A 19479-nucleotide genomic window follows, 5' to 3' on the forward strand; every position below is an offset into this window, starting at 1 on the left:
CGCGTTGGCTAGAAGCTTGCTTATCGGGCCCCACAACAATCGAATTTGGGTCCGATGCTAGACCGTCGAAGAGTCAGGATACAGGTCGGAACGGCGGTACATGCCGTCAATCGCAATCGACGCTTCCGCAAGGCGCGCCTTGGCGCCTGATGCATCGACACCCCGTTTGATGCAAGACTCATGGTCCTGGACGGCCCTATGCAATGCGTCGAGTGCGGCCAGTATGCGTGCGCGCTCCACCGTCATATCTAGCTTTCCTACAACATCAAAGGCAAGCGTCAGATACGGCTCTAAACTGGCAACGGAGGCGTGGCCGGTTACCTCCTTAACCTTTCGTTTGAAATCTGTGTCGTCGAGGATAAGCTTTTGGAAATCTGACTTCGTGCTGATGTTATGGGCAATGATGAGCCGAACGAGAGCATTCGTAATGTATCGATGCCTCATCAGATGTGGGCTTGCAGAGACTTTTATGCCAGCTCGTTTAGCAAGTTGCGCAAATTCCTGAGTGATGGTATTCGGGCGCAGAGCTTCCCCGGATTTCGCGTTGAACAGCAGGGGGGTATCGAGACGAACTGGAACGCCTATTTGCCTCAGCCTGTGACGGCTCGAAACCAGATATTCCTCTAGGAAATCAAGCAGTATCGGGCTGACCGGCACTTCTCTGTGTTGGGAGCGCGTATGCTTAACTGTGTCAAATGAGAGCATAGGTATCCGTTGCTCGCCGGATGCACGTGCTTCGTCACGCGCTTCGAGAGCTTCAACTACGTTACGTCGTGTCAGCTTCGTAGCAGACTCCATTCTGCGGAGCCCAACTTCATCAAAGAGTGCGAACATGACGAGTCTGCGCGAATGGATGTACAGGGACTCGGGAGTGTTGCGCGACACATCGTCGACCGCAGTACGTAGCGCGAGGAGGGTTTTGTCGTCTATCGGGAGCCGTGGCCGCTCCGGCTCTTCTTCTGTTGGGAAAGACCAATGGCTCCACGCATAGGATTCGACATATCTTCCGTTTGGTAACCGGTGTAACTTGCGTATCCGGTAGGCTCTAATTGTTCCTTCTTTAGACACGAAGTTTGGAGTTGCGTAGTAGTCGCCCACGAATACGAGGAAATCTAGCCAAACCGACGCGATTTTTACCGTCGATGTCACCTTATTTTTTGGACTGAAGTCTTCTCCTCTTTCTACCTTCACTCTGAGCTGTCGGACGGCAAGAGCAAAGTGTGAATCGGTCATTTTGGAAAACCCGTCCATGTTGCTGTTCACATAGCGGATAAGTGGAGCGAGGTAGGAGCAGTATGTGCCGAGCGTTCCGCCCTGTGAGCCGCGAAGTGAGAATCCCTTTTTGAAGCATTCGGTCATGAACAGATTCACTTCCATGCACCAATGCCCGTTCGGCCACCTTGCCAACGGAAACCGGGCTGCTGCCACTAACTCTGACTCTATTCCCAGAAAGTGACTGAAGAATTTGAAGTCAGCCCGAGCATGGCTGTGCAGTTGTGAAGAAAGAACGAGCGACAGTTCCCCGTTTATTCGCTCAAATTTCATCTCTTTCCTCCAAGCCGGATATGAAGAATAGAAGTCATCGCCCGCAACTCGACCTCATCGTCTGCGCACCTCTGAATTAGGTCTGTCCTCTTGGAATCTTTGGCATAGGAGCGGGCATTTTGCATCGCACGGTAGTAGGCGTCCGTGAGAAGCGCCAGGTCTTCCAATGCGTCGTCGCGCTCTTTGGTAAGACTTTCGACGCGCTGCTCGAGGTCGGCCTTGGTTCCGGGCTTCGGACTATTGTCAGCGGCGCGAGTGGAGGTGACCTTTTCGAGTGCGTGCAGACGTAGTTCATCAAGTTCCTGCCATCCCTGCACCTGCCAGTCGTTCGCATGCGCTTTGAGTGTATTCAAAGACATGGGTAAGATTTCTCGCGCGGGATACGTTAGTTTTGCGAGATTTCCCTGATTTTGAATGGCGACGCCCACGACAGTGTCATTTGCGAACAGTGCTGGCTTCTTTGCGACTTCCTTTAACAATGTCTCGCGCGCCACTACCTGTTTAAGCGCTAACGGATTCATTGTCGGCATCCTCTTCTTCATGGTCAAATACCACTAATGAAACCACATGGCTCTTCTGGTTCGAATCACACATGTAATGGACGTCGAAGATAAGTGAGCCCTCTTGCCGAAGCTTCTCTACGTATCGCGTGTACTCCGCAAATCGGCGTTCATCTATTACGCTATGACGGTCGGCACCAAATCTTCGAAGCGCGATTGCTGCCAAGTCGTCAGCTTCTTTTCTCCCATCCCGCACCATCAACGTTGCCGCTGTTGATTGCAGCGTTCGGAGAACCTGGCCGGAGAAGTTGGCCCTGAGATAGTGTTCCGTTTGCTCGGCGTCACGCTGTCGAAGGAACCACTGCAGAGTATCTGTCGTTTCGAACGGCGCCTCGGCATAGAACCACAAGGCAAAATTCTTCCGTAGCTGATGCTGACGAATGTAATAGCGTAACCCTGATTCGGTCACGGGCGCTTCAATGTAGTCGATAAAGCAGTCGATTCGCGCGTTGTACGCCGCATAAGCCATTGTGAGCCGGTCTCCGTCCAAAGTGGGCACCGCGAATAGTGATTCATGTATCGCAACACCGGCTACGGAAAGCATCCTCCTGAATTCAATAAGCCGACGCATTATCCGAGCTACCAATGCTGGCGCCGGAATCAGGTCAGTTCGCCGGAACTTCCCGGGCCCGCTTTTTCGGGATTGCACCGCGAGCCATCTGTTGTTGTCGCTTAGAGATAAGGCGTTCAGGTCAATCATTTCGCCGACGCGAAGTGCCATCAACCATCCGACAATGAGTTGCATGGCACCATACAACACCCTCATCATCTCTAGGAGACCCTCATTACGGCGCAGCCTGTCGAAGTAGTCCTGCTTGGGCAGGTGAGTTTCCTTCCGGTTCGGATTGCTCTCGATGAAGCTCATCTGATACGCCAATGACCAGAAACGAATGCCAAGACGTCGCCCGTTCCTCGTTAGGTACGGTTGGATGGACCTGGAAGAGAAGAATTTTTTGGCAGAAACGCCAGCCCGTCTGGCCGCCCCGAGTACATTGGCGCAGCAGGTGAACAGGGTAGCGTTGTGTGCGAAATAAAAATCAACTGCTTGTTTCACGACATTCCGAACGTAGTCGAATGGTGCGATACCGATGGTACAGTCTGCTTTCAACCGCTGAGCAGCCTCGATATCGAAGGTCGATAATTCGGCCAGCGATGACTCTGGGATACCGCGGTCCAGACGTGACAAGTGTTGGAATGAAACCAACGTACTCCGATATTTCTCGAAGTGTTTGCGCGAACACGCCTCGTCTAGCGAGCCGGGCTTAACGGGAACTTCGTCGTATTCTCGGTACGTATTCTCCTTTGGGGAAACGCAAAGTTCTTCGAAGGCCGTTCGTGAAATCTGTGGGTTACTGCCCCAAAGAGTGTTGCGATAAATCAGTTTCGACAGGAACGAGCTGGATGGCGAAAGGCGATAGTCGACCTTGTGTGGTCTAACGTAGCCTTTGTTAAGGAACAGCCAGATTCGGGCTCGCTTAAGTTCTTCGAGCTCGAGGTCCAGAGACCAATCGTTCTCGTGAATGGGGATATCGAGGATTTCCGGATGTGAGGCCGAGACGTCCTCGATGTCTGCCTGAGTCAGTGTTGCACTTTTCTCCCTCAGTGTTTTTGCCAGAAATGTCGACCATCTATAGACTGACTCTTCTACGTCAGGGGAGCATGCCCGCTCAGCAAGCATCGACTTCAATTCATGTGACACAACGCCCCGAAATCCATATTGCGCTAGCTTCGTGCTAGTGGCGTTGAGCAGGAAGTGGTCGACGACGTGAAGGCCACGGATGACGTGCAGACGCTGAGTTTCCGGTGACAGATATCCGCGACCTCTGACGCAAGGATGCGTCTGTAAAAGGATGAAGTACTGAATATCTTCGAAAAGTACCCTGTGGCGCGAGTCGACGAGCTGTCCTTGTCCGCCCACGTCAATTCGGAAGTCAACGAGGAGAGTTTGGCCTTTACCGAAATCCGCCTTGAGCACAGGCGAGTTAAAAGGAGACTGCAACCAGCTGGCCGCGTCGCGTATCTCCGATAGGAACCTATCTGACCAAGGCTCTGCCGCTATACTCTTAAGGCCGTCGTTCATAGCATGTTTGCAACCAGTTGTACGTCTGCGGTTTCACGAGCGGCTTGCAGCGCTCGGTCGATGGACGGCTGCAGTCCAATGCGCTCCCCAAGATAAGAAAGGACCGCATGAGACACGTCGCTCCAGTACTCGTACACGACGTTACTGACAGGCCGATTCTGCTTGCTCGCAAGTTCCAGGCTTGCCATCAGTCTTAAGACGTCTGGGCTTGCATTGAACACAACGCGGGCCTGTTGTCGGCGAGCCGGTTCTTCAGGGGGGCGCATGCTTGATGCGAAAGTGCTGACCGTGGGAAAAGCGTGCTTCAGCATGAACGCGTCCACTTCCGCTACGTTCTTGAAGCCGGTCGCCGGTAGCAGGTGCGGGCTCCCTCTCATTGTCGATATGATTTGATATGAGTGAAATATTCGAATCCATCGCTCGCGGAAGAACATCCTGAGAGTTGGGGGAGGTAACGCTCGAGGACGTCGTTTCTCACACCGGTCTGTCCAAGTGCCTTGGCCATTTCCGCCTCGCTATGCGTGTTGAGAAAAACACATAGGGCCTTGGTCGAGCGAACGGAGCGGAGGCTGAAACGGCGAACGAACTCGGCTGCCGAAGCGGTGGGGATGCGCAGCGTTTTCGAAAACTCTTGAACCAGCTTTGCGGTGTATTCACCGGAGGATGTCAAGGTGCTGAAGCGGCCGACCGCCGTTGGGGGTGAGAATGCTTCTCCGCAAGTGATGAATAGCTTGCGCCAATCGGGACGGTGTCGTACGCGCAGGTAGTCGCGAATTTCACGAGTCAGTACAAGAATCTCGCGAATGATGCGAAGTGACCGGCGATTCAGAAGGATGGTCTTATATCCTGTCCTTTTGCCTGACCGAAATTTGGGGGCTCTGAGGTAGTAGAGACCCTGCTGTTGACGTGATAGGCCGGTCAGCTTTCCTCGCTCGTTCCAAAGCTCGAGATTTTCAAGCATCGACGGCGTCAACTCAGAATGCTCGGCAACTAGCAAAGCAGCGTGGGGGAGCAAGGACGTGGTAGTGGGTAAGCCTAGTTCCTCTGCAACCAACCCTAAGTCGGCCGGATATAGAACGAACAGACTTTTCATCTCATTTCTCGTCAGGAATCCGTGGTGTTCGAATGTGGCGCAGGCATTCGCATAGTGGTCGGGATTGTCCCGACTGACCAGTTTCCTCGAGTTCCCGAGCACACGAATTTGTCCGGTAAGTGCGGCTCGTTTGCGGGACCTTCGCCGGCCCATTATTTCTGACGTCTTTTTTTGGGCCCACGCCTTTACGCATTCGAGCGCCTCCGGTATTTTGATGCTCAAAAATTTAAGTGCTTCCTCGTCGCTCAAACGCTCTGTGGGCAGAGCGCATAACAGGTTCTCTAAGGACTTTGGATTTCGATTGTCGCTGTCACTGTCCGGACCGGGGAATTGTCCAACGCAATATGCGAATAACCCGCTTCCTTCGAGAACAGCTCGAACGAACTGTGTCCATTCGCGCGTCCAGTCATTGATAACCGTTGTTTGTCTGCAAGTCTCACTTCGTTTTTCTGTGTAGAAATCCCAAAACTTCTGCCAGAATAGACGCACGGTTTCTCGGTTACGAAGGCATTCCGTCGTTAGGTCAGGAAAGGTAGCCAACGCCTCTATGAACAGCGCCAACGCGCCAATTTTTTGACGCCGGCTACCCGACCAGTAATTGGCAATGATTTCGTAGAGCTTGCTGGCGAATGGCATCCCGTGCCGAATGGCTACTGAGTGCAACGGAAGCCAGCGTATGTGACCGCCGGCATCCTCAAGTGGCCAGCCGCGCCACAACAGTACTTGCTCATCATTGAGCTTGATTGCTTCAAATTTCTTCACCAGCGCTTTTATCGATGGAGTCGGCGCGAGTGACGATATTGTGATGTTGTGGAAAGCTCCTTCTTCGGGCCAAAGCTCTCTCCCGACTTCGATAGCAACCCGCGAATACAGGTAACGGGTCTGTGCAGGTAACTCGACGAACGTGGCGGAGTTGAGGGCGCCGATGAGGCGTAACCACACGACGGAGTTTTTGTGGTGTGGGAGATGGTCAGATATAGCATCTCCGGTTACCGCCAGATAGCAGGAGAACGTTGTCACCAAACGACTGCCGTATTCGCGATAGGACTTCTGGCGAAGGTTCTCACAAGTGCTCACGATTTTTTCACGCACCTGTCCCGGTAGGTCGCGCGGAAGGCGTTGCCCGAGCAAGGAAACATCGCGAATAATTGCTGGTGAGTGGATTTCCGCTTTCGTTTTCATGGCGTTTACATTCGGGACGCGATGTCCCTTTCTAACTTCGTCGCCTCCCCTCAGCCAGTTGATTCGCCAAATCGAAATCCAATCTAAAAAGATTTTAACTATTTAAAATTTAAGTTCGATAGCTAAAATTTTAGAAGTTTTCTCAAAAATCTAGAGGTGGTCAGTTGCAGGAACCAGCGGAGCAACGTTGTCAATTCAGAAGTGGAATACGGGTCCGCGATTATCGTATCTAGACTTAGGAATCCTTAGGTTTGGGCATACGGGCAGGGCACGAGTGCTACAGAGTCATGCACCGGAGCTTGTCGCAAAATTTTATCTAAAATAAATAATAACTATTGAATCCGTATGTCAATAATTATTATTAACTGTTTAACGGTGGGGGTTCATAGGTCGCTTCTAGAGGCGTTAGCGCTCTTTCGCGAGTGTCGGCGCAGCTTGCTAACTGGTGTTGTCAACAGACGACGATTTGACGATTGTCAACGGACTTTTTTCGAGGGATGCGACTCGGCCGCCCGGCTGCAGCGATGAGCTGGCCATTTGATAAAGACGACCCAAAAAGCGAACCGTCTGACTCGTCGAGAAAGAGCACCCCCAGATGCGCCAGCGTAATTTCCCCGGGCTGCGGCGGATTGCGCCCGCCGACCAGCGCGGCGGCGCTCGATGAATGATGCGGAGCGCGAAACGGCCGTCGACGCCATTGCGACGGCGTAAAGCCGGCCCGGCTGGCGGATAGCAAGGCCGCGGAAGCGAGCGCCTCGTCGTCGGTCATGGGCGGCAGCAGGCCCGGCAGGCGGGCGGCGAGCATGGATTTGCCCGCGCCGGGCGGCCCGACCAGCAAGACATGATGCCCGCCGGCAGCGGCAACTTCGAGTGCCCGCCGCGCCCCGCGTTGACCGATGACGTCGCCCATATCCGGGATAACGGCCGCTGGGCTTTCGGCGAGGTCCGGCGCGGCGACTGGATGAAGGCGGCCGTCGGGCGCTTGCGCGAGGTGAGCGCACAACGAAGGCAGATCGGCGGCGCCGTAGACATCGACGCCGGGTACAAGCGCCGCTTCCGCCGCGCTCGCAGCGGGTAGATAGAGTTGAGGCGTGGAAAGCGCGGTTGCCTCGCCGACAGCAAGCTCGCTCGCCGTCCCGGCGGATTGCGCCAGAGCGCCGCCGCCTTGAGCCGCGCCGCCGCGCGCCGTTCCGCACGCCATGGCGAAAGCGCCGCGCATCGGTCTGAGCGCACCAGTCAGCGACAGTTCACCCGCGAATTCACGATGCAGCAAGGACTCGGCAGGAATCTGGCCGCTCGCCGCCAGAATGCCCAAAGCGATGGGCAGATCGAAGCGGCCGGATTCCTTTGGCAGATCGGCGGGGGCGAGATTGACGGTGATGCGTCGGACGGGGAAGTCGAAGTTGCAGTTCTGCAGTGCCGCGCGCACGCGCTCGCGGCTTTCGCGCACTTCCAGATCAGGCAGGCCGACGATCGAAAAAGAGGGTAGTCCGTTCGCGAGGTGGACCTCGACGGTTACTTCGGGCGCGCGGCCAGAGGCCGGCGCGCGACTGCGCACCACGGCAAGCGACATGTTTTCTCCCGTCGGACGGCGCGCCGAAGGCGCGCGCAAGTCCCCTAAAACGCTGATGACGTCACGGCTCGCTTGCCTGTGATGTGCAGCACTGCGCGGCGATCACGCCGCGAGCAAAGCGTTACGGCGTTTGCGTGACCGGCAGCTTCTGTTCGAGTTCGGCGACGCGGCGCTCCAGTTCTTCAAGGCGAGCGCGCGTGCGCACCAGCACCTGGGTCTGCGTGTCGAATTCCTCGCGCGTGACCAGGTCAAGCTTCGAAAAGCCCTGCGACAGCATGGCCTTGACGTTCCGCTCGACGTCCTTGGCCGGCGAGTTCTTGAAGAGCTCGCTCATGCGGGCCTGAAAGTCGTTAAAAACATCGTTCGGTTGTTTCATGGTGTTCCCCTTGGTGCACAAAAAATGTGCATGTTTCGTTACGCCTGTGCTTTGTAGCGGCAAATGGGCGGTGTTGGTGCATGCCCCATTGCGTGACGTTGCGGCATGAGCCCCTTTGGTGCGCGCCCTTGCGTTCCAGACCTGCAAACACTCTAGCAACGATCCATACGCTGCGCCAGCGTGCCCCCGTCAACGTTGGCCGTCCGGCCAGGGCGGCTTGCGCCCCTTTTGCGACGTCCACGGGGCGGAGTCTGACACAACATGGCATGCGAGTTGCTGTTACTGCCCCGCGCGCACTGCCGGCGCCTTTTTACCGGCAGCGGAACGAGACCACGCGAACGGTTTTAGGGATACGCAACGAGAGTTAGCAAACGGGTTACGCAAACGGGTTACGCAACTAAGCGAGGGATGTCATGAAACTCATTACCGCAATCATCAAGCCGTTCAAGCTCGATGAGGCGCGCGAAGCCTTGTCGGCCATCGGCGTCTCGGGCATCACGGTGACGGAAGTCAAAGGTTTCGGTCGCCAGAAAGGTCACACGGAGCTGTATCGCGGCGCCGAATACGTCGTCGATTTTCTGCCGAAGGTGAAGATCGAGGCCGCTGTCTCGGACGACATCGTCGACCAGGCGATCGAGGCGCTCGAGCGTGCGGCTCGCACGGGCAAGATCGGCGACGGCAAGATTTTCGTCACGCCGATCGAACAGGTGATTCGGATCCGCACCGGGGAGACCGGCGCGGACGCTCTGTAATACCAAAAGATAGCGACACAGATAGCGACAAGAGGAAACGAAAGATGCGCAAATTAATGATGTCCTTGCTGATGGCCGGTTCGCTGCTCGCGGGCGGTATCGGCGCCGCCCTCGCGGACGACGCTTCCGCCCCCGCAGCCGCTTCGGCCGCTGCTCCCGATACGACGGCGAGCGCGCCGGCACCGGACGCTTCGGCCGCACCTGCTGCCGCCGCGGCTTCGGCACCGGCCGCTGACGCGTCCGCCGCACCGGCTGCCAGCGCGGCCGCCGCCGCACCCGCAGCATCGGACGCTGCGCCGGCTGCCCCGACCGCGCCGTTCTCGGTCGATTCGTCGAAGATCAATTCGGGCGACACCGCCTGGATGCTGACCTCCACCGCGCTCGTGCTGTTCATGACGATTCCGGGTCTGGCGCTGTTCTACGGCGGCATGGTCCGCAAGAAGAGCGTGCTCGCGATCCTGATGCAAAGCTTCGCGATCACCTGCCTCGTGTCGATCATCTGGGTCGTGGTGGGCTACAGCCTCGCCTTCACGCCGGGTGGATCGTTCATTGGCGGCTTCTCGCGCTTCTTCATGTCGGGCATGAACTACATCAAGGGCGACAAGGCCACGACGCTGACCGTCAGCCACCTCGCGCCGACGATCCCGGAAACGGTCTACGTCGTCTATCAGATGACGTTCGCGATCATTACCCCGGCGCTGATCACGGGTGCGTTTGCCGACCGTATGAAGTTCTCGGCGATGCTGGTGTTCATGACGCTGTGGTCGATCATCGTCTACTCGCCGATCGCGCACATGGTCTGGGAACCGACCGGCTGGCTGGCTAGCGCGGGCATCCTCGACTTCGCGGGCGGCACGGTGGTGCACATCAACGCCGGTATCGCGGCGCTGGTCTGCGCGCTGGTGCTCGGCAAGCGTGTCGGTTACGGCAAGGAAGCGATGGCGCCGCACAACCTGACGCTCACGCTGATCGGTGGGGCCATGCTGTGGGTAGGCTGGTTCGGCTTCAATGCGGGTTCGGCGGTGGCAGCAGACGGCCGTGCCGGTTTCGCGATGTTCGCAACGCAAGTGGCGACCGCAGCGGCAGCACTCGCCTGGATGTTCGCTGAATGGGCGACCAAGGGTAAGCCGTCGGTACTCGGTATCGTGTCGGGCGCCGTGGCGGGTCTGGTGGCGATTACGCCGGCTTCGGGCTTCGTCGGCATGGCGGGTTCGCTGGTGATCGGTATCGCAGCGGGCGTGATCTGCTTCTGGTCGGCTACGTGGCTCAAACACAAGCTCGGTTACGACGACTCGCTCGACGCGTTCGGCGTGCACTGCATCGGCGGTATCGTGGGTGCGCTGCTGACCGGCGTGTTCGCGGTGAAGGACATCGGCGGCGCGGATGGCAGCGTGATCCTGCAAGCCAAGGGCGTGCTGACGACGCTGATCTACAGCGGCGTGGTGAGCTACATCCTGCTGAAGATCATCGACATGGTGATGGGCCTGCGTGTGACGGAAGAACAGGAACGCGAAGGTCTGGACGTGACGCTGCACGGCGAACACGTCGAATAAGCAACACACCGCGAGCCCGCGCTCCCGGGCTCGTGGGGATGACGGATAAGCGCAGCGATTTTGGCCCGCCTTCATGGCGGGCTTTTTTCTTGCGCGCTATCTTGTAAACGGTAGTTTTCCCCGCCTATGATGGCAATAGCGAGAATGCATTCGCGTCCGCTTGCGAATGGAGAAACCGTCCCCAAATGGACAAAGCATTTGCTCTACAATCTTTTTTCTCCAGTCTGCGAGTGATCAATGGTTCCGCACCTAGTTACGGCGTTAAACGGCCCGCTGCTCGATCTTGAGCGGAAGATCCTCGACGCTACTCCCGCCATCGAACGCTGGTTCCGGCTCGAATGGCAGGAGCACACGCCGCCGTTCTACTGTTCCGTCGATCTGCGCAACGCGGGCTTCAAGCTCGCGCCGGTCGACACCAATCTGTTTCCTGGCGCATTCAACAATCTGCCGCAGGAAGTGTTGCCGCTGGCCGTTCAGGCCGCGATGGCGTCGATCGAAAAGATCTGTCCGGACGCAAAGAATCTGCTGGTGATTCCCGAGCGCCACACGCGCAACGCGTTTTATCTCGAGAATGTCGCCCGTCTGGCCGCGATCATGCGCCAGGCCGGCCTGAACGTGCGTTTCGGCACGCTCGACGAAACCATCAACGGGCCGGTCACGATCGCGCTCTCCGACGGCCAGAAACTGGTGCTCGAACCGCTCGAGCGCTCGCAGCGACGCCTCGGCCTGAAGAATTTCGACCCGTGCTCGATTCTGCTGAATAACGACCTGTCGGGCGGCATCCCGCCCGTGCTCGAAAATCTGCACGAGCAGTATTTGCTGCCGCCGCTGCATGCCGGCTGGGCCGTGCGCCGCAAATCCACGCATTTTTCCTGTTACGACGACGTCGCGAAGAAATTCGCGAAGATGGTCGAGATCGACCCGTGGATGATCAACCCGTACTTCGCGCACGTTGAAGGCGTCGACTTCCAGGAACGCACCGGCGAGGAAGCGCTGACGGACGCGATCGACGGCGTGCTGAAGAAGATCGCCAAGAAGTATCGCGAGTACGGCATCTCCGAAAAACCGTATGTCGTCATCAAGTCGGATGCGGGCACATACGGCATGGGCGTGATGACCGTGCACGATGCGTCGGAGGTCGCCGCGCTCACCAAGCGCGAACGCGCCAAGATGGCCGCGACCAAAGACGGCCTGGAAGTGCATGACGTGATCGTGCAGGAAGGCGTGTATACGTTCGAGCGCATCGGCGAAGAAGTGGCCGAGCCGGTGGTGTACATGATCGACCGCTACGTGGTGGGCGGCTTCTACCGCGTGCATGGCAGCCGCGAGCGCGACCAGAACCTGAACGCGCCCGGCATGCACTTCGTGCCGCTCGGCTTCGAGCATACGGCGCTGCCCGACGCGCACGCCAAGCCGGGCGCGGCGCCGCCGAACCGCTTCTATATGTACGGCGTGGTGGCGCGGCTCGGGCTGCTGGCCGCATCGGTGGAACTGGAAAAGACCGATCCGGAAGCGATCCAGGTCTAAGCCACCTCGGGTGGCCGATGGCGGCATGCGTGCCGCCATCGCCATTTTCAACGACTATATTTACGATCAATGCCAAGCCCGTTAGGGCGCACCGGGACCTTCATGGACATTCTTTTCATCGCCGATCCGCTCACGCAATTCAAGATCTACAAAGACTCGACCTACGCGATGATGGCCGAAGCCGCGCGCCGCGGTCACGTGGTGTACACGTGCGAGCCGAAGCATCTGGCGTGGACGGGCGGCGACGTCGAGGCGAACGTGCAGCGCTTTGCGATTGTCGGCGACGTCACCGATCTGCATCGCGAGGTCTGGTACGACGCTGAAGCAGCCGCGCCGCGCTCGCTCAAGAGCTTCAGCGCGGTGGTGATGCGCAAAGACCCGCCGTTCGACATGGAATACGTCACGTCGACGTGGCTGCTCGAAATGGCCGAACGCGGCGGCGCGCGCATCTTCAATAAACCGCAGGCGATTCGCGATCATTCGGAAAAGCTCGCGATCGGCGAGTTCGCGCAGTTCGTCGCGCCCACGCTGGTTACGCGCGACGCGACCCGCTTGCGCACGTTCCATGAGGAGCATGGCGACGTGATCCTGAAGCCGCTCGACGGCATGGGCGGCATGGGCGTGTTCCGCGTGAAGGCCGACGGCATGAACCTCGGTTCGATCATCGAAATGCTGAGCCACGACGGCGCGCGTTCGGTGATGGCGCAGAAATTCATCCCCGAGATCAAAGAGGGCGACAAGCGAATTTTGCTGATCGGCGGTGAGGCCGTGCCGTATTCGCTCGCGCGTATTCCTCAGGGTAATGAAGTGCGCGGCAATCTCGCGGCCGGCGGCCTCGGCGTGGCGCGTCCGCTGACCGAGCACGACCGCAAGATCGCCGATACGCTGGCGCCGGTACTTGCAGCGCGCGGTTTGCTGCTGGTCGGGCTGGATGCGATCGGCGACTGGCTGACCGAAGTGAACGTGACGAGCCCGACGTGTTTCCGCGAGATCATGGATCAAACCGGCTTCGACGTGGCCGCCATGTTCATCGACGCATTGGAGCGCGCGGCGGGATGATGGCGCGGCCTGCTGCCGGCACTTGAATGCCCGCCATGCTCCCCAAACTGTGTAGTAAGTCCGCCTCACGCAGCACGCCGGAATTGGCGCGAAAATGAGCCTGATACAATGCCCGCTCTTCCGCGCCAAGGTGAATCGGCGGGACCCGACGGGTGTCACGGGCAGCGGACTGTAAGCGAGCAGTGTTTCGCCGGCGCAGGCACGACGCCATGCGCGGCAAGCCGCTCGTCAATCGATGCGTTCCGGCCCTCATGGCCCACGGCCGGCAGAGGGCGCTGACGAACCGGGCTTCGTCCCGGTTCACGGTTCGAGGCCGTTCTTTTGCAGTAAGGCTGACATGGCAGGCATTCTGATCATTGCGCACGCTCCGTTCGCCACCGCGTTGCGCGATTGCATTTCGCACATTTATGGTGGCTTGCCGGCTCGTATCGGCGTGATCGACGTATCGCCGGATTGCGATCCGGTACAGCAGGTTGCGTTTGCGAACTCGGAGATCGAGCGTCTCAAGGAAGAAAACGGCGCGCTCGTCCTCACGGATATGTTCGGCGCCACGCCGGCGAATATCGCCGGACGGCTCGCTTCGTTGCCGGACGTGCGCGTGCTGTGCGGCGTCAATTTGCCGATGCTGGTGCGTGCGGTCTGTTATCGCGCCACGCCGCTCGACACGCTGGTCGACAAGGCACTCGCCGGCGCCACCAAGGGCGTGCATGCAATCGGACCGGCCACCCCGGCGCCCATTGCGCCCACGGCGGAATCCGGCGACTGTTTGCCGGCTCTGCCGCCGGAGGCGGCATCGGCTGACTGTATCCCTGCGTTGCCTCCTGAGGCCGACCTGACACAGAAAGCCGATTCGGCCGGCTTATAAGTCGTTGCGCCGGCTCGCCTTGGGCGCCAGGCGCATTGCATTCGCTTTGCAGTTTCACCTTTCACAACAACACTTACCCGCGCTTCGGACCATCACATGCTGCAACAGGAAACGACTATTGTGAACAAGCTGGGGCTGCACGCGCGCGCGTCGGCCAAGTTGACCCAACTCGCGGGCAACTATCAGGCGGAAATCTGGATGAGCCGCAATGGCCGCCGTATCAATGCCAAGAGCATCATGGGTGTGATGATGTTGGCCGCGGGCATCGGCAGCACGGTGCTGATCGAAACGGAAGGCTCCGACGAAAAAGAAGCGATGGACGCATTGTTGAAACTGATTGCCGATAAATTCGGCGAGGGGCAGTGAACTGGCGCGTCCACGTTGCGATGAGCAAGAACGCCGCGGTTGTCCGCGGCGTTTTTTTTAGCGCATGACAATGGGCAGAAGAAACGCGCGTGAGGGCGCGCGCGTCGACATGCGGTTGCGAGACTTTCGTCGAGCGATGCGCGAAGCGCGAGGCCGATGAAGGCGCATTGCCACGGCTGCTTACGGTTTTTCGTGCTGCACTGCACACACCCCCGTCGCATCTACGAAGGGCGTGGAATTTATAATGACGGACAGTGTCTGAGAGCATTGCAGCGGTTTGCCGCGGCATCACACAACTAGAGGAGGTGCGCGTGTCCTTCACGCTGCATGGAATTCCCGTGTCACGCGGTATCGCCATCGGGCGGGCTTATCTGATCGCCCCGGCTGCACTTGACGTAGACCACTATCTGATCGAACCCGCCCAGATCGAGAGCGAGATCGAGCGCTTTCGCACGGCCCAGCAACACGTGCATTACGAGCTCGAAACGCTGCGTGCCGATCTCGCTGCGGACGCACCTAGCGAAATGGGCGCGTTCATCAACGTGCATTCAATGATCCTGAACGATGCGATGCTCGTGCAGGAAACTTTCGACCTGATCCGCACGCGCCGCTACAACGTGGAGTGGGCGCTGACCGAGCAGCTCGAGCGCCTCTCGCGCCATTTCGACGATATCGAAGACGAGTACCTGCGCGAGCGCAAAGCCGATATCGAGCAGGTGGTGGAGCGCGTGCTGAAGGCGCTCGCCGGCGCATCGGTGGCGCTGGGCGACGGCGTGCACGGTGCATGCGACGAAATGATCGTGGTCGCGCACGACATCGCACCGGCCGACATGATGCAGTTCAAGACCCAGACATTTCAGGGTTTCGTCACGGACCTGGGCGGCCGCACGTCGCACACGGCGATCGTCGCGCGCAGCTTGGGTATTCCGGCGGCGGTCGGCGTGCAGCACGCGAGCGCGCTGATTCGCCAGGACGACCTGATTATCGTCGACGGCGATCATGGCATTGTGATTGTCGATCCCGCGCCGATCGTGCTGGAAGAGTACTCGTATCGGCAGAGCGAGAAGGCGCTCGAGCAGCGCAAGCTGCAGCGGCTGAAGTTTTCGCCCACACAAACGCTGTGCGGCACCCGCATCGAACTGTGCGCGAACATCGAGTTACCGGACGACGCGCGCGCCGCGGTCGATGCGGGCGCGACGGGCGTCGGCCTGTTCCGCACCGAGTTCCTGTTCATGAATCACAAGGACCGCCTGCCGGAAGAGGAGGAGCAGTTCGGCGCGTATCGTCGCGCGGTCGAGTTGATGAACGGGCTGCCGGTCACGATCCGCACGATCGACGTGGGCGCCGACAAGCCGCTCGATTCGATGAGCGGGGGCGATGCTTACGAAACCGCCGCGAACCCTGCCTTGGGGCTGAGAGCGATTCGCTGGAGTCTTTCCGAGCCGCAGATGTTCCTCACGCAGTTGCGCGCCATTTTGCGCGCGTCGGCGTTCGGCTCGGTGAAGATTCTGATTCCGATGCTCGCGCACGCCCAGGAAATCGACCAGACGCTCGATCTGATTCGCGAAGCCAAGCGTCAGCTCGACGACGCGGGTATGGCCTACGATCCCAACGTGCAGGTCGGCGCGATGATCGAGATTCCGGCCGCCGCCATCGCTTTGCCGCTGTTCCTCAAGCGGCTCGATTTTCTGTCGATCGGCACCAACGATCTGATCCAGTACACGCTCGCAATCGATCGCGCGGACAACTCGGTCGCGCATCTGTATGACCCGCTGCATCCGGCGGTGCTGCATCTGATCGCGTTCACGCTGCGCGAAGCAAAGCGGGCGGGCGTGCCGGTCTCGGTGTGCGGTGAGATGGCGGGGGATCCGACGTTGACGCGCCTGTTGCTCGGCATGGGCCTCACCGAGTTTTCGATGCATCCGAGCCAGCTGCTGGTGGTCAAGCAGGAAGTGCTGCGCTCGCATCTGAAGACGCTGGAAAAGCCGGTGGCCGATGTGCTGGCTTCGTTCGAACCCGAAGAAGTGCAGGCTGCGCTAAAGCGCGTGATGCTGGCTTGAGTCGCCGCGGTCGCTTCGTCATCCGGTGAAGACGCCGCCCATTGGGCGGCGTTTCTGTTTCAGCGTGCGGTTGAGGAGGCTAGCTAGCGTCAGGCGAGGTGCGTCTGTCCGCACACCGGACAATCCGGCTGGCGCGCGATGCGCATCGTGGTCCACTCCATCCGCAGTGAATCGAGCATCATCAGGCGGCCGAGCAAGGGCGTGCCGATTGCGCCGATCACCTTGAGTGCTTCGGCCGCCTGCATCGAACCGACAATGCCCACCGTCGGCGCGAATACGCCCATGGTCGAACACGCGACTTCCTCGAACGGCTGGTCTTCGGGAAACACGCAGGCGTAGCAGGGCGACGCTTCGTCGCGGAAATCGAAGGTGCTGATCTGGCCGTCGAAGCGCAACGCCGCGCCCGACACCAGCGGCACGCCGTGCTTCACGCAGGCGCGGTTGATCGCATGGCGCGTGGCGAAGTTATCGGTGCAGTCGAGCACGACGCTCGCATGCGGCACGTGCGCGTCGAGCCACGCGTCGTCGACGCGCTCGGCCACCGCGTCCACCGCGACCTCGGGATTGATCCGCGCGATCGCGTCACGCCCGGATTCGACCTTCTTGCGTCCAACCGATGCGGTCACATGCAGGATTTGCCGCTGCAGATTGGTCAGGTCGACCGTGTCGGCATCGACCAAAGTCAAACGACCGACGCCCGCCGCAGCCAGATACATTGCCGCGGGCGAGCCCAGGCCGCCCGCGCCGACGATGATCGCGTGCGCATCGATAAAGCGCTGTTGCGCTTCGATGCCGATTTCATCGACGAGGATGTGGCGGGAATAGCGAAGGAGTTGATCGTCGTTCATGGCGGGGCGCGTGAGTGTGTCGCGCGATGAGATGCAGGACCGACGGGCCTGCCGTGCGCGTTGTGGATATTTTAATCGCGCCGGGAGCGGGTGTTCTTACTGATGCTGGGTATGGCAGCGTGTCTTCGCAGCACGTTTCGCTGCGAAGACACGTCAGACTGGCTGCTTAGTTGCTTTGCGAAGCAGGCGCGGGGGCCGCTGCACCCGGCACCGGTTGCGTCGGCTTCACCGCGACCGGCGCGGACGCCGACGCGGCCGGCTTGTTCTGCGCGAGACGGCGCTCGGTCAGCGACTTCGATTCCTGCACCGGCTTGCCTTCCAGCTTGTTCAGCGCCTGTTGCAGCATGAAGTCGTCGGCCGAACCGAATTCCACCGGCTTGCGCTCACGATCCTTCTGACGCTGTTCCGGCGTCTTCTTGTCGTTCTGCTCTTCAAGCTGGCGCAACTGGTCCATGCGCTCCTGTTCGCGCTGTTCCGCTTCCTTCTTCTCGTTCGGATCTTGCGTGTTCGCAAGGTGATTCGTGTAGTCGACTTCTCGGGTGACGAGTGCGTCGTCCGGATCGCCTTCCGCGTATTGATCGACCGCGACGTCAGGACGGATGCCCTTGTTCTGGATCGACCGGCCGCTCGGCGTGTAGTAGTACGCCGTGGTCAGACGCAGTGCGGTGTCAGCCGTCATGGGACGCACGGTCTGCACCGACCCCTTGCCGAAGGTGGTCTTGCCGACGATCAGCGCACGATGCTGATCCTGCAGCGCGCCCGCGACGATTTCCGACGCCGACGCGGAGTACGCGTTGGTCAGCACGATCATCGGCACGGTCTTGAAGATCGGCGCTTCGTCCTTCAGCGGATCGCTGTCGAAGGATTGCAGGCGGTAGTTGTCGTAGGTGTCGCGATAGACCTGCTTCGAATCCGGAATCTGGCCGTTGGTGGACACCACAACCGAATTCGGCGGCAGGAACGCGCCGGCCACGCCGACCGCGCTTTGCAGCAGACCGCCGCCGTTATTGCGCAGGTCGAGCACGAGACCCTTCAGATTCGGCTGCTGACGCGCGATGTCTTGCAGCTTCGCAGCCAGGTCAGGCACGGTACGTTCCTGGAAGCTCGTGATCCGCACATAGGCGTAGCCGGGCGCAAGGATCTTCATCTTGACCGACTGGACCTTGATGATCGCGCGCGTGACCGTGAGCGGGAACGTGCGGTCGTCGGTCTTGCGGAAGATGGTGAGCGTAACCTTGGTGCCCGGGTCGCCGCGCATCTGCTTGACCGCCTGGTCGAGCGTCATGCCGCGCACGGGTTTGTCGTTGATACGCGTGATCAGGTCGCCCGGACGAATGCCGGCGCGGAACGCGGGCGTGTCTTCGATCGGCGAAATCACCTTGATCAGGCCGTCTTCCGACGAAATTTCGATGCCGAGGCCGGCGAAGCGACCTTTGGTCTGCTCCTGCAACTCTTCGTAATCGGTCTTGTCGAGGTAGGACGAGTGCGGGTCGAGGCTCGACACCATGCCCTTGATGGCGGCGGTGAGAAGCTTTTTATCGTCGACCGGTTCGACGTATTCGTGCTTGATTTGCCCGAATACTTCGGCAAAGAGCCTGAGCTGGTCCAGCGGCAGCGGTGCAACGGCGTTCGACGCTGCGCCGGCGGGTTGCTGGGCCGAAGCCGAGAGCTGCAGGGTGGCAAATACGCCGGTAGCAAGGCCCGCGGCAATCAGGCCGATATTTTTCAGGTTCTTTCGCATAGAGTCTGTTGCGGTCGGAAGCGCGTGGCAGCGTCGATAGAGATGGGGACGGACAAGTATAACTGCACACCCGCCAAGTCAGGGCGCGGCGCAGGCAATCGTGATTCGACAGCACGCGCCGGGCCTGGTTCGTTGGATTGCGCGCACAACGATGAAGTAATGTGCCGTAACGGATGGATGGCGGCCAGGACGGCGCGCTCGAATCAAGCGAGCCGCGCTGACCGGCTCGTCTTGCCCGTCGGCGCGACCCGTGAGCCGCCATTCACCGCGTTTCTGACGGCAACATGGCGGCAAGATGG

Annotated in this window: 14 protein-coding genes and 1 pseudogene; 7 read left to right on the forward strand and 8 right to left on the reverse strand. The window is 59.4% G+C overall.

Going from position 1 to position 19479, the window contains the following annotated elements:
- Positions 1-57 precede the first annotated feature (57 nt).
- From B0G80_RS17995 to B0G80_RS18025, 6 genes and pseudogenes are all read right to left on the reverse strand, one after another.
- Complete coding sequence (locus tag B0G80_RS17995; protein ID WP_116118871.1) at positions 58-1545, reverse strand: site-specific integrase; 1488 nt, start codon at positions 1543-1545, stop codon at positions 58-60.
- Positions 1542-2066, reverse strand: a complete 525-nt coding sequence (locus B0G80_RS18000; RefSeq protein WP_147309872.1) for a hypothetical protein — start codon at positions 2064-2066, stop codon at positions 1542-1544. The genes B0G80_RS17995 and B0G80_RS18000 overlap by 4 nt, the downstream gene beginning before the upstream one ends.
- On the reverse strand, positions 2047-4185 hold the full coding sequence (locus B0G80_RS18005; RefSeq protein WP_116118873.1) for a hypothetical protein: 2139 nt from the start codon (positions 4183-4185) through the stop codon (positions 2047-2049). Before B0G80_RS18005 ends, B0G80_RS18000 begins: the two co-directional genes overlap by 20 nt.
- 373 nt (positions 4186-4558) lie before the next feature.
- A complete protein-coding gene (locus tag B0G80_RS18015; RefSeq protein WP_116118875.1) occupies positions 4559-6460 on the reverse strand; it encodes a hypothetical protein in 1902 nt (633 codons plus the stop codon).
- Between the two features lie 571 nt (positions 6461-7031).
- Positions 7032-8033, reverse strand: a pseudogene (locus B0G80_RS18020) (YifB family Mg chelatase-like AAA ATPase); the annotation flags it as partial.
- Positions 8034-8154: 121 nt separating this feature from the next.
- On the reverse strand, positions 8155-8409 hold the full coding sequence (locus B0G80_RS18025) for an accessory factor UbiK family protein (RefSeq protein WP_012431591.1): 255 nt from the start codon (positions 8407-8409) through the stop codon (positions 8155-8157).
- Between the two features lie 413 nt (positions 8410-8822).
- Here B0G80_RS18025 and B0G80_RS18030 point away from each other — a divergent pair, with 413 nt between their 5' ends.
- The 7 genes from B0G80_RS18030 (at position 8823) to ptsP (ending at position 16591) form a co-directional block, all read left to right on the forward strand.
- The gene (locus B0G80_RS18030) at positions 8823-9161 is read left to right on the forward strand and encodes a P-II family nitrogen regulator (RefSeq protein ID WP_006048089.1); all 339 of its coding nucleotides are present in this window, start codon (positions 8823-8825) and stop codon (positions 9159-9161) included.
- A gap of 44 nt (positions 9162-9205) precedes the next feature.
- Positions 9206-10714, forward strand: coding sequence for an ammonium transporter (locus B0G80_RS18035; RefSeq protein WP_106282216.1), 1509 nt, complete (start codon positions 9206-9208; stop codon positions 10712-10714).
- A gap of 237 nt (positions 10715-10951) precedes the next feature.
- Positions 10952-12241: a glutamate--cysteine ligase gene (gene gshA, locus B0G80_RS18040; RefSeq protein WP_012431593.1), complete on the forward strand. Its 1290-nt coding sequence runs from the start codon at positions 10952-10954 to the stop codon at positions 12239-12241.
- A gap of 102 nt (positions 12242-12343) precedes the next feature.
- Positions 12344-13300, forward strand: coding sequence for a glutathione synthase (gshB, locus tag B0G80_RS18045; protein ID WP_116118876.1), 957 nt, complete (start codon positions 12344-12346; stop codon positions 13298-13300).
- Positions 13301-13637: 337 nt separating this feature from the next.
- The gene (locus B0G80_RS18050; RefSeq protein WP_116118877.1) at positions 13638-14165 is read left to right on the forward strand and encodes a PTS sugar transporter subunit IIA; all 528 of its coding nucleotides are present in this window, start codon (positions 13638-13640) and stop codon (positions 14163-14165) included.
- Between the two features lie 96 nt (positions 14166-14261).
- Positions 14262-14531, forward strand: a complete 270-nt coding sequence (locus tag B0G80_RS18055) for an HPr family phosphocarrier protein (RefSeq protein WP_012431596.1) — start codon at positions 14262-14264, stop codon at positions 14529-14531.
- A gap of 311 nt (positions 14532-14842) precedes the next feature.
- Entirely contained in the window at positions 14843-16591 is a 1749-nt protein-coding gene (ptsP, locus tag B0G80_RS18060) for a phosphoenolpyruvate--protein phosphotransferase (protein ID WP_106282210.1), read from the forward strand.
- An 89-nt stretch (positions 16592-16680) separates the two neighbouring features.
- Here the strand turns inward: ptsP and B0G80_RS18065 are convergent, their stop codons facing one another.
- Together B0G80_RS18065 and B0G80_RS18070 are read right to left on the reverse strand one after the other, a co-directional pair.
- Positions 16681-17439: a molybdopterin-synthase adenylyltransferase MoeB gene (locus tag B0G80_RS18065; protein WP_116118878.1), complete on the reverse strand. Its 759-nt coding sequence runs from the start codon at positions 17437-17439 to the stop codon at positions 16681-16683.
- A gap of 166 nt (positions 17440-17605) precedes the next feature.
- Positions 17606-19180 carry a S41 family peptidase gene (locus B0G80_RS18070; RefSeq protein WP_106282207.1) on the reverse strand — a complete coding sequence of 525 codons (1575 nt, stop codon included), beginning with the start codon at positions 19178-19180 and terminating at the stop codon, positions 17606-17608.
- Positions 19181-19479 lie beyond the last annotated feature (299 nt).

Source organism: Paraburkholderia sp. BL6669N2 (assembly GCF_003387275.1).
Taxonomy (GTDB): Bacteria; Pseudomonadota; Gammaproteobacteria; order Burkholderiales; family Burkholderiaceae; genus Paraburkholderia.

Excerpts from the sequence above, each read along its gene's own strand:
- B0G80_RS18035 (WP_106282216.1), top strand. The coding sequence starts at position 9,206 with ATGCGCAAATTAATGATGTCCTTGCTGATGGCCGGTTCGCTGCTCGCG.
- B0G80_RS18025 (WP_012431591.1), bottom strand. The coding sequence starts at position 8,409 with ATGAAACAACCGAACGATGTTTTTAACGACTTTCAGGCCCGCATGAGC.
- B0G80_RS17995 (WP_116118871.1), bottom strand. The coding sequence starts at position 1,545 with ATGAAATTTGAGCGAATAAACGGGGAACTGTCGCTCGTTCTTTCTTCA.
- B0G80_RS18015 (WP_116118875.1), bottom strand. The coding sequence starts at position 6,460 with ATGAAAACGAAAGCGGAAATCCACTCACCAGCAATTATTCGCGATGTT.
- B0G80_RS18065 (WP_116118878.1), bottom strand. The coding sequence starts at position 17,439 with ATGAACGACGATCAACTCCTTCGCTATTCCCGCCACATCCTCGTCGAT.
- B0G80_RS18055 (WP_012431596.1), top strand. The coding sequence starts at position 14,262 with ATGCTGCAACAGGAAACGACTATTGTGAACAAGCTGGGGCTGCACGCG.
- B0G80_RS18030 (WP_006048089.1), top strand. The coding sequence starts at position 8,823 with ATGAAACTCATTACCGCAATCATCAAGCCGTTCAAGCTCGATGAGGCG.
- B0G80_RS18005 (WP_116118873.1), bottom strand. The coding sequence starts at position 4,185 with ATGAACGACGGCCTTAAGAGTATAGCGGCAGAGCCTTGGTCAGATAGG.
- gshB (WP_116118876.1), top strand. The coding sequence starts at position 12,344 with ATGGACATTCTTTTCATCGCCGATCCGCTCACGCAATTCAAGATCTAC.
- B0G80_RS18000 (WP_147309872.1), bottom strand. The coding sequence starts at position 2,066 with ATGAATCCGTTAGCGCTTAAACAGGTAGTGGCGCGCGAGACATTGTTA.
- gshA (WP_012431593.1), top strand. The coding sequence starts at position 10,952 with ATGGTTCCGCACCTAGTTACGGCGTTAAACGGCCCGCTGCTCGATCTT.
- B0G80_RS18050 (WP_116118877.1), top strand. The coding sequence starts at position 13,638 with ATGGCAGGCATTCTGATCATTGCGCACGCTCCGTTCGCCACCGCGTTG.
- B0G80_RS18070 (WP_106282207.1), bottom strand. The coding sequence starts at position 19,180 with ATGCGAAAGAACCTGAAAAATATCGGCCTGATTGCCGCGGGCCTTGCT.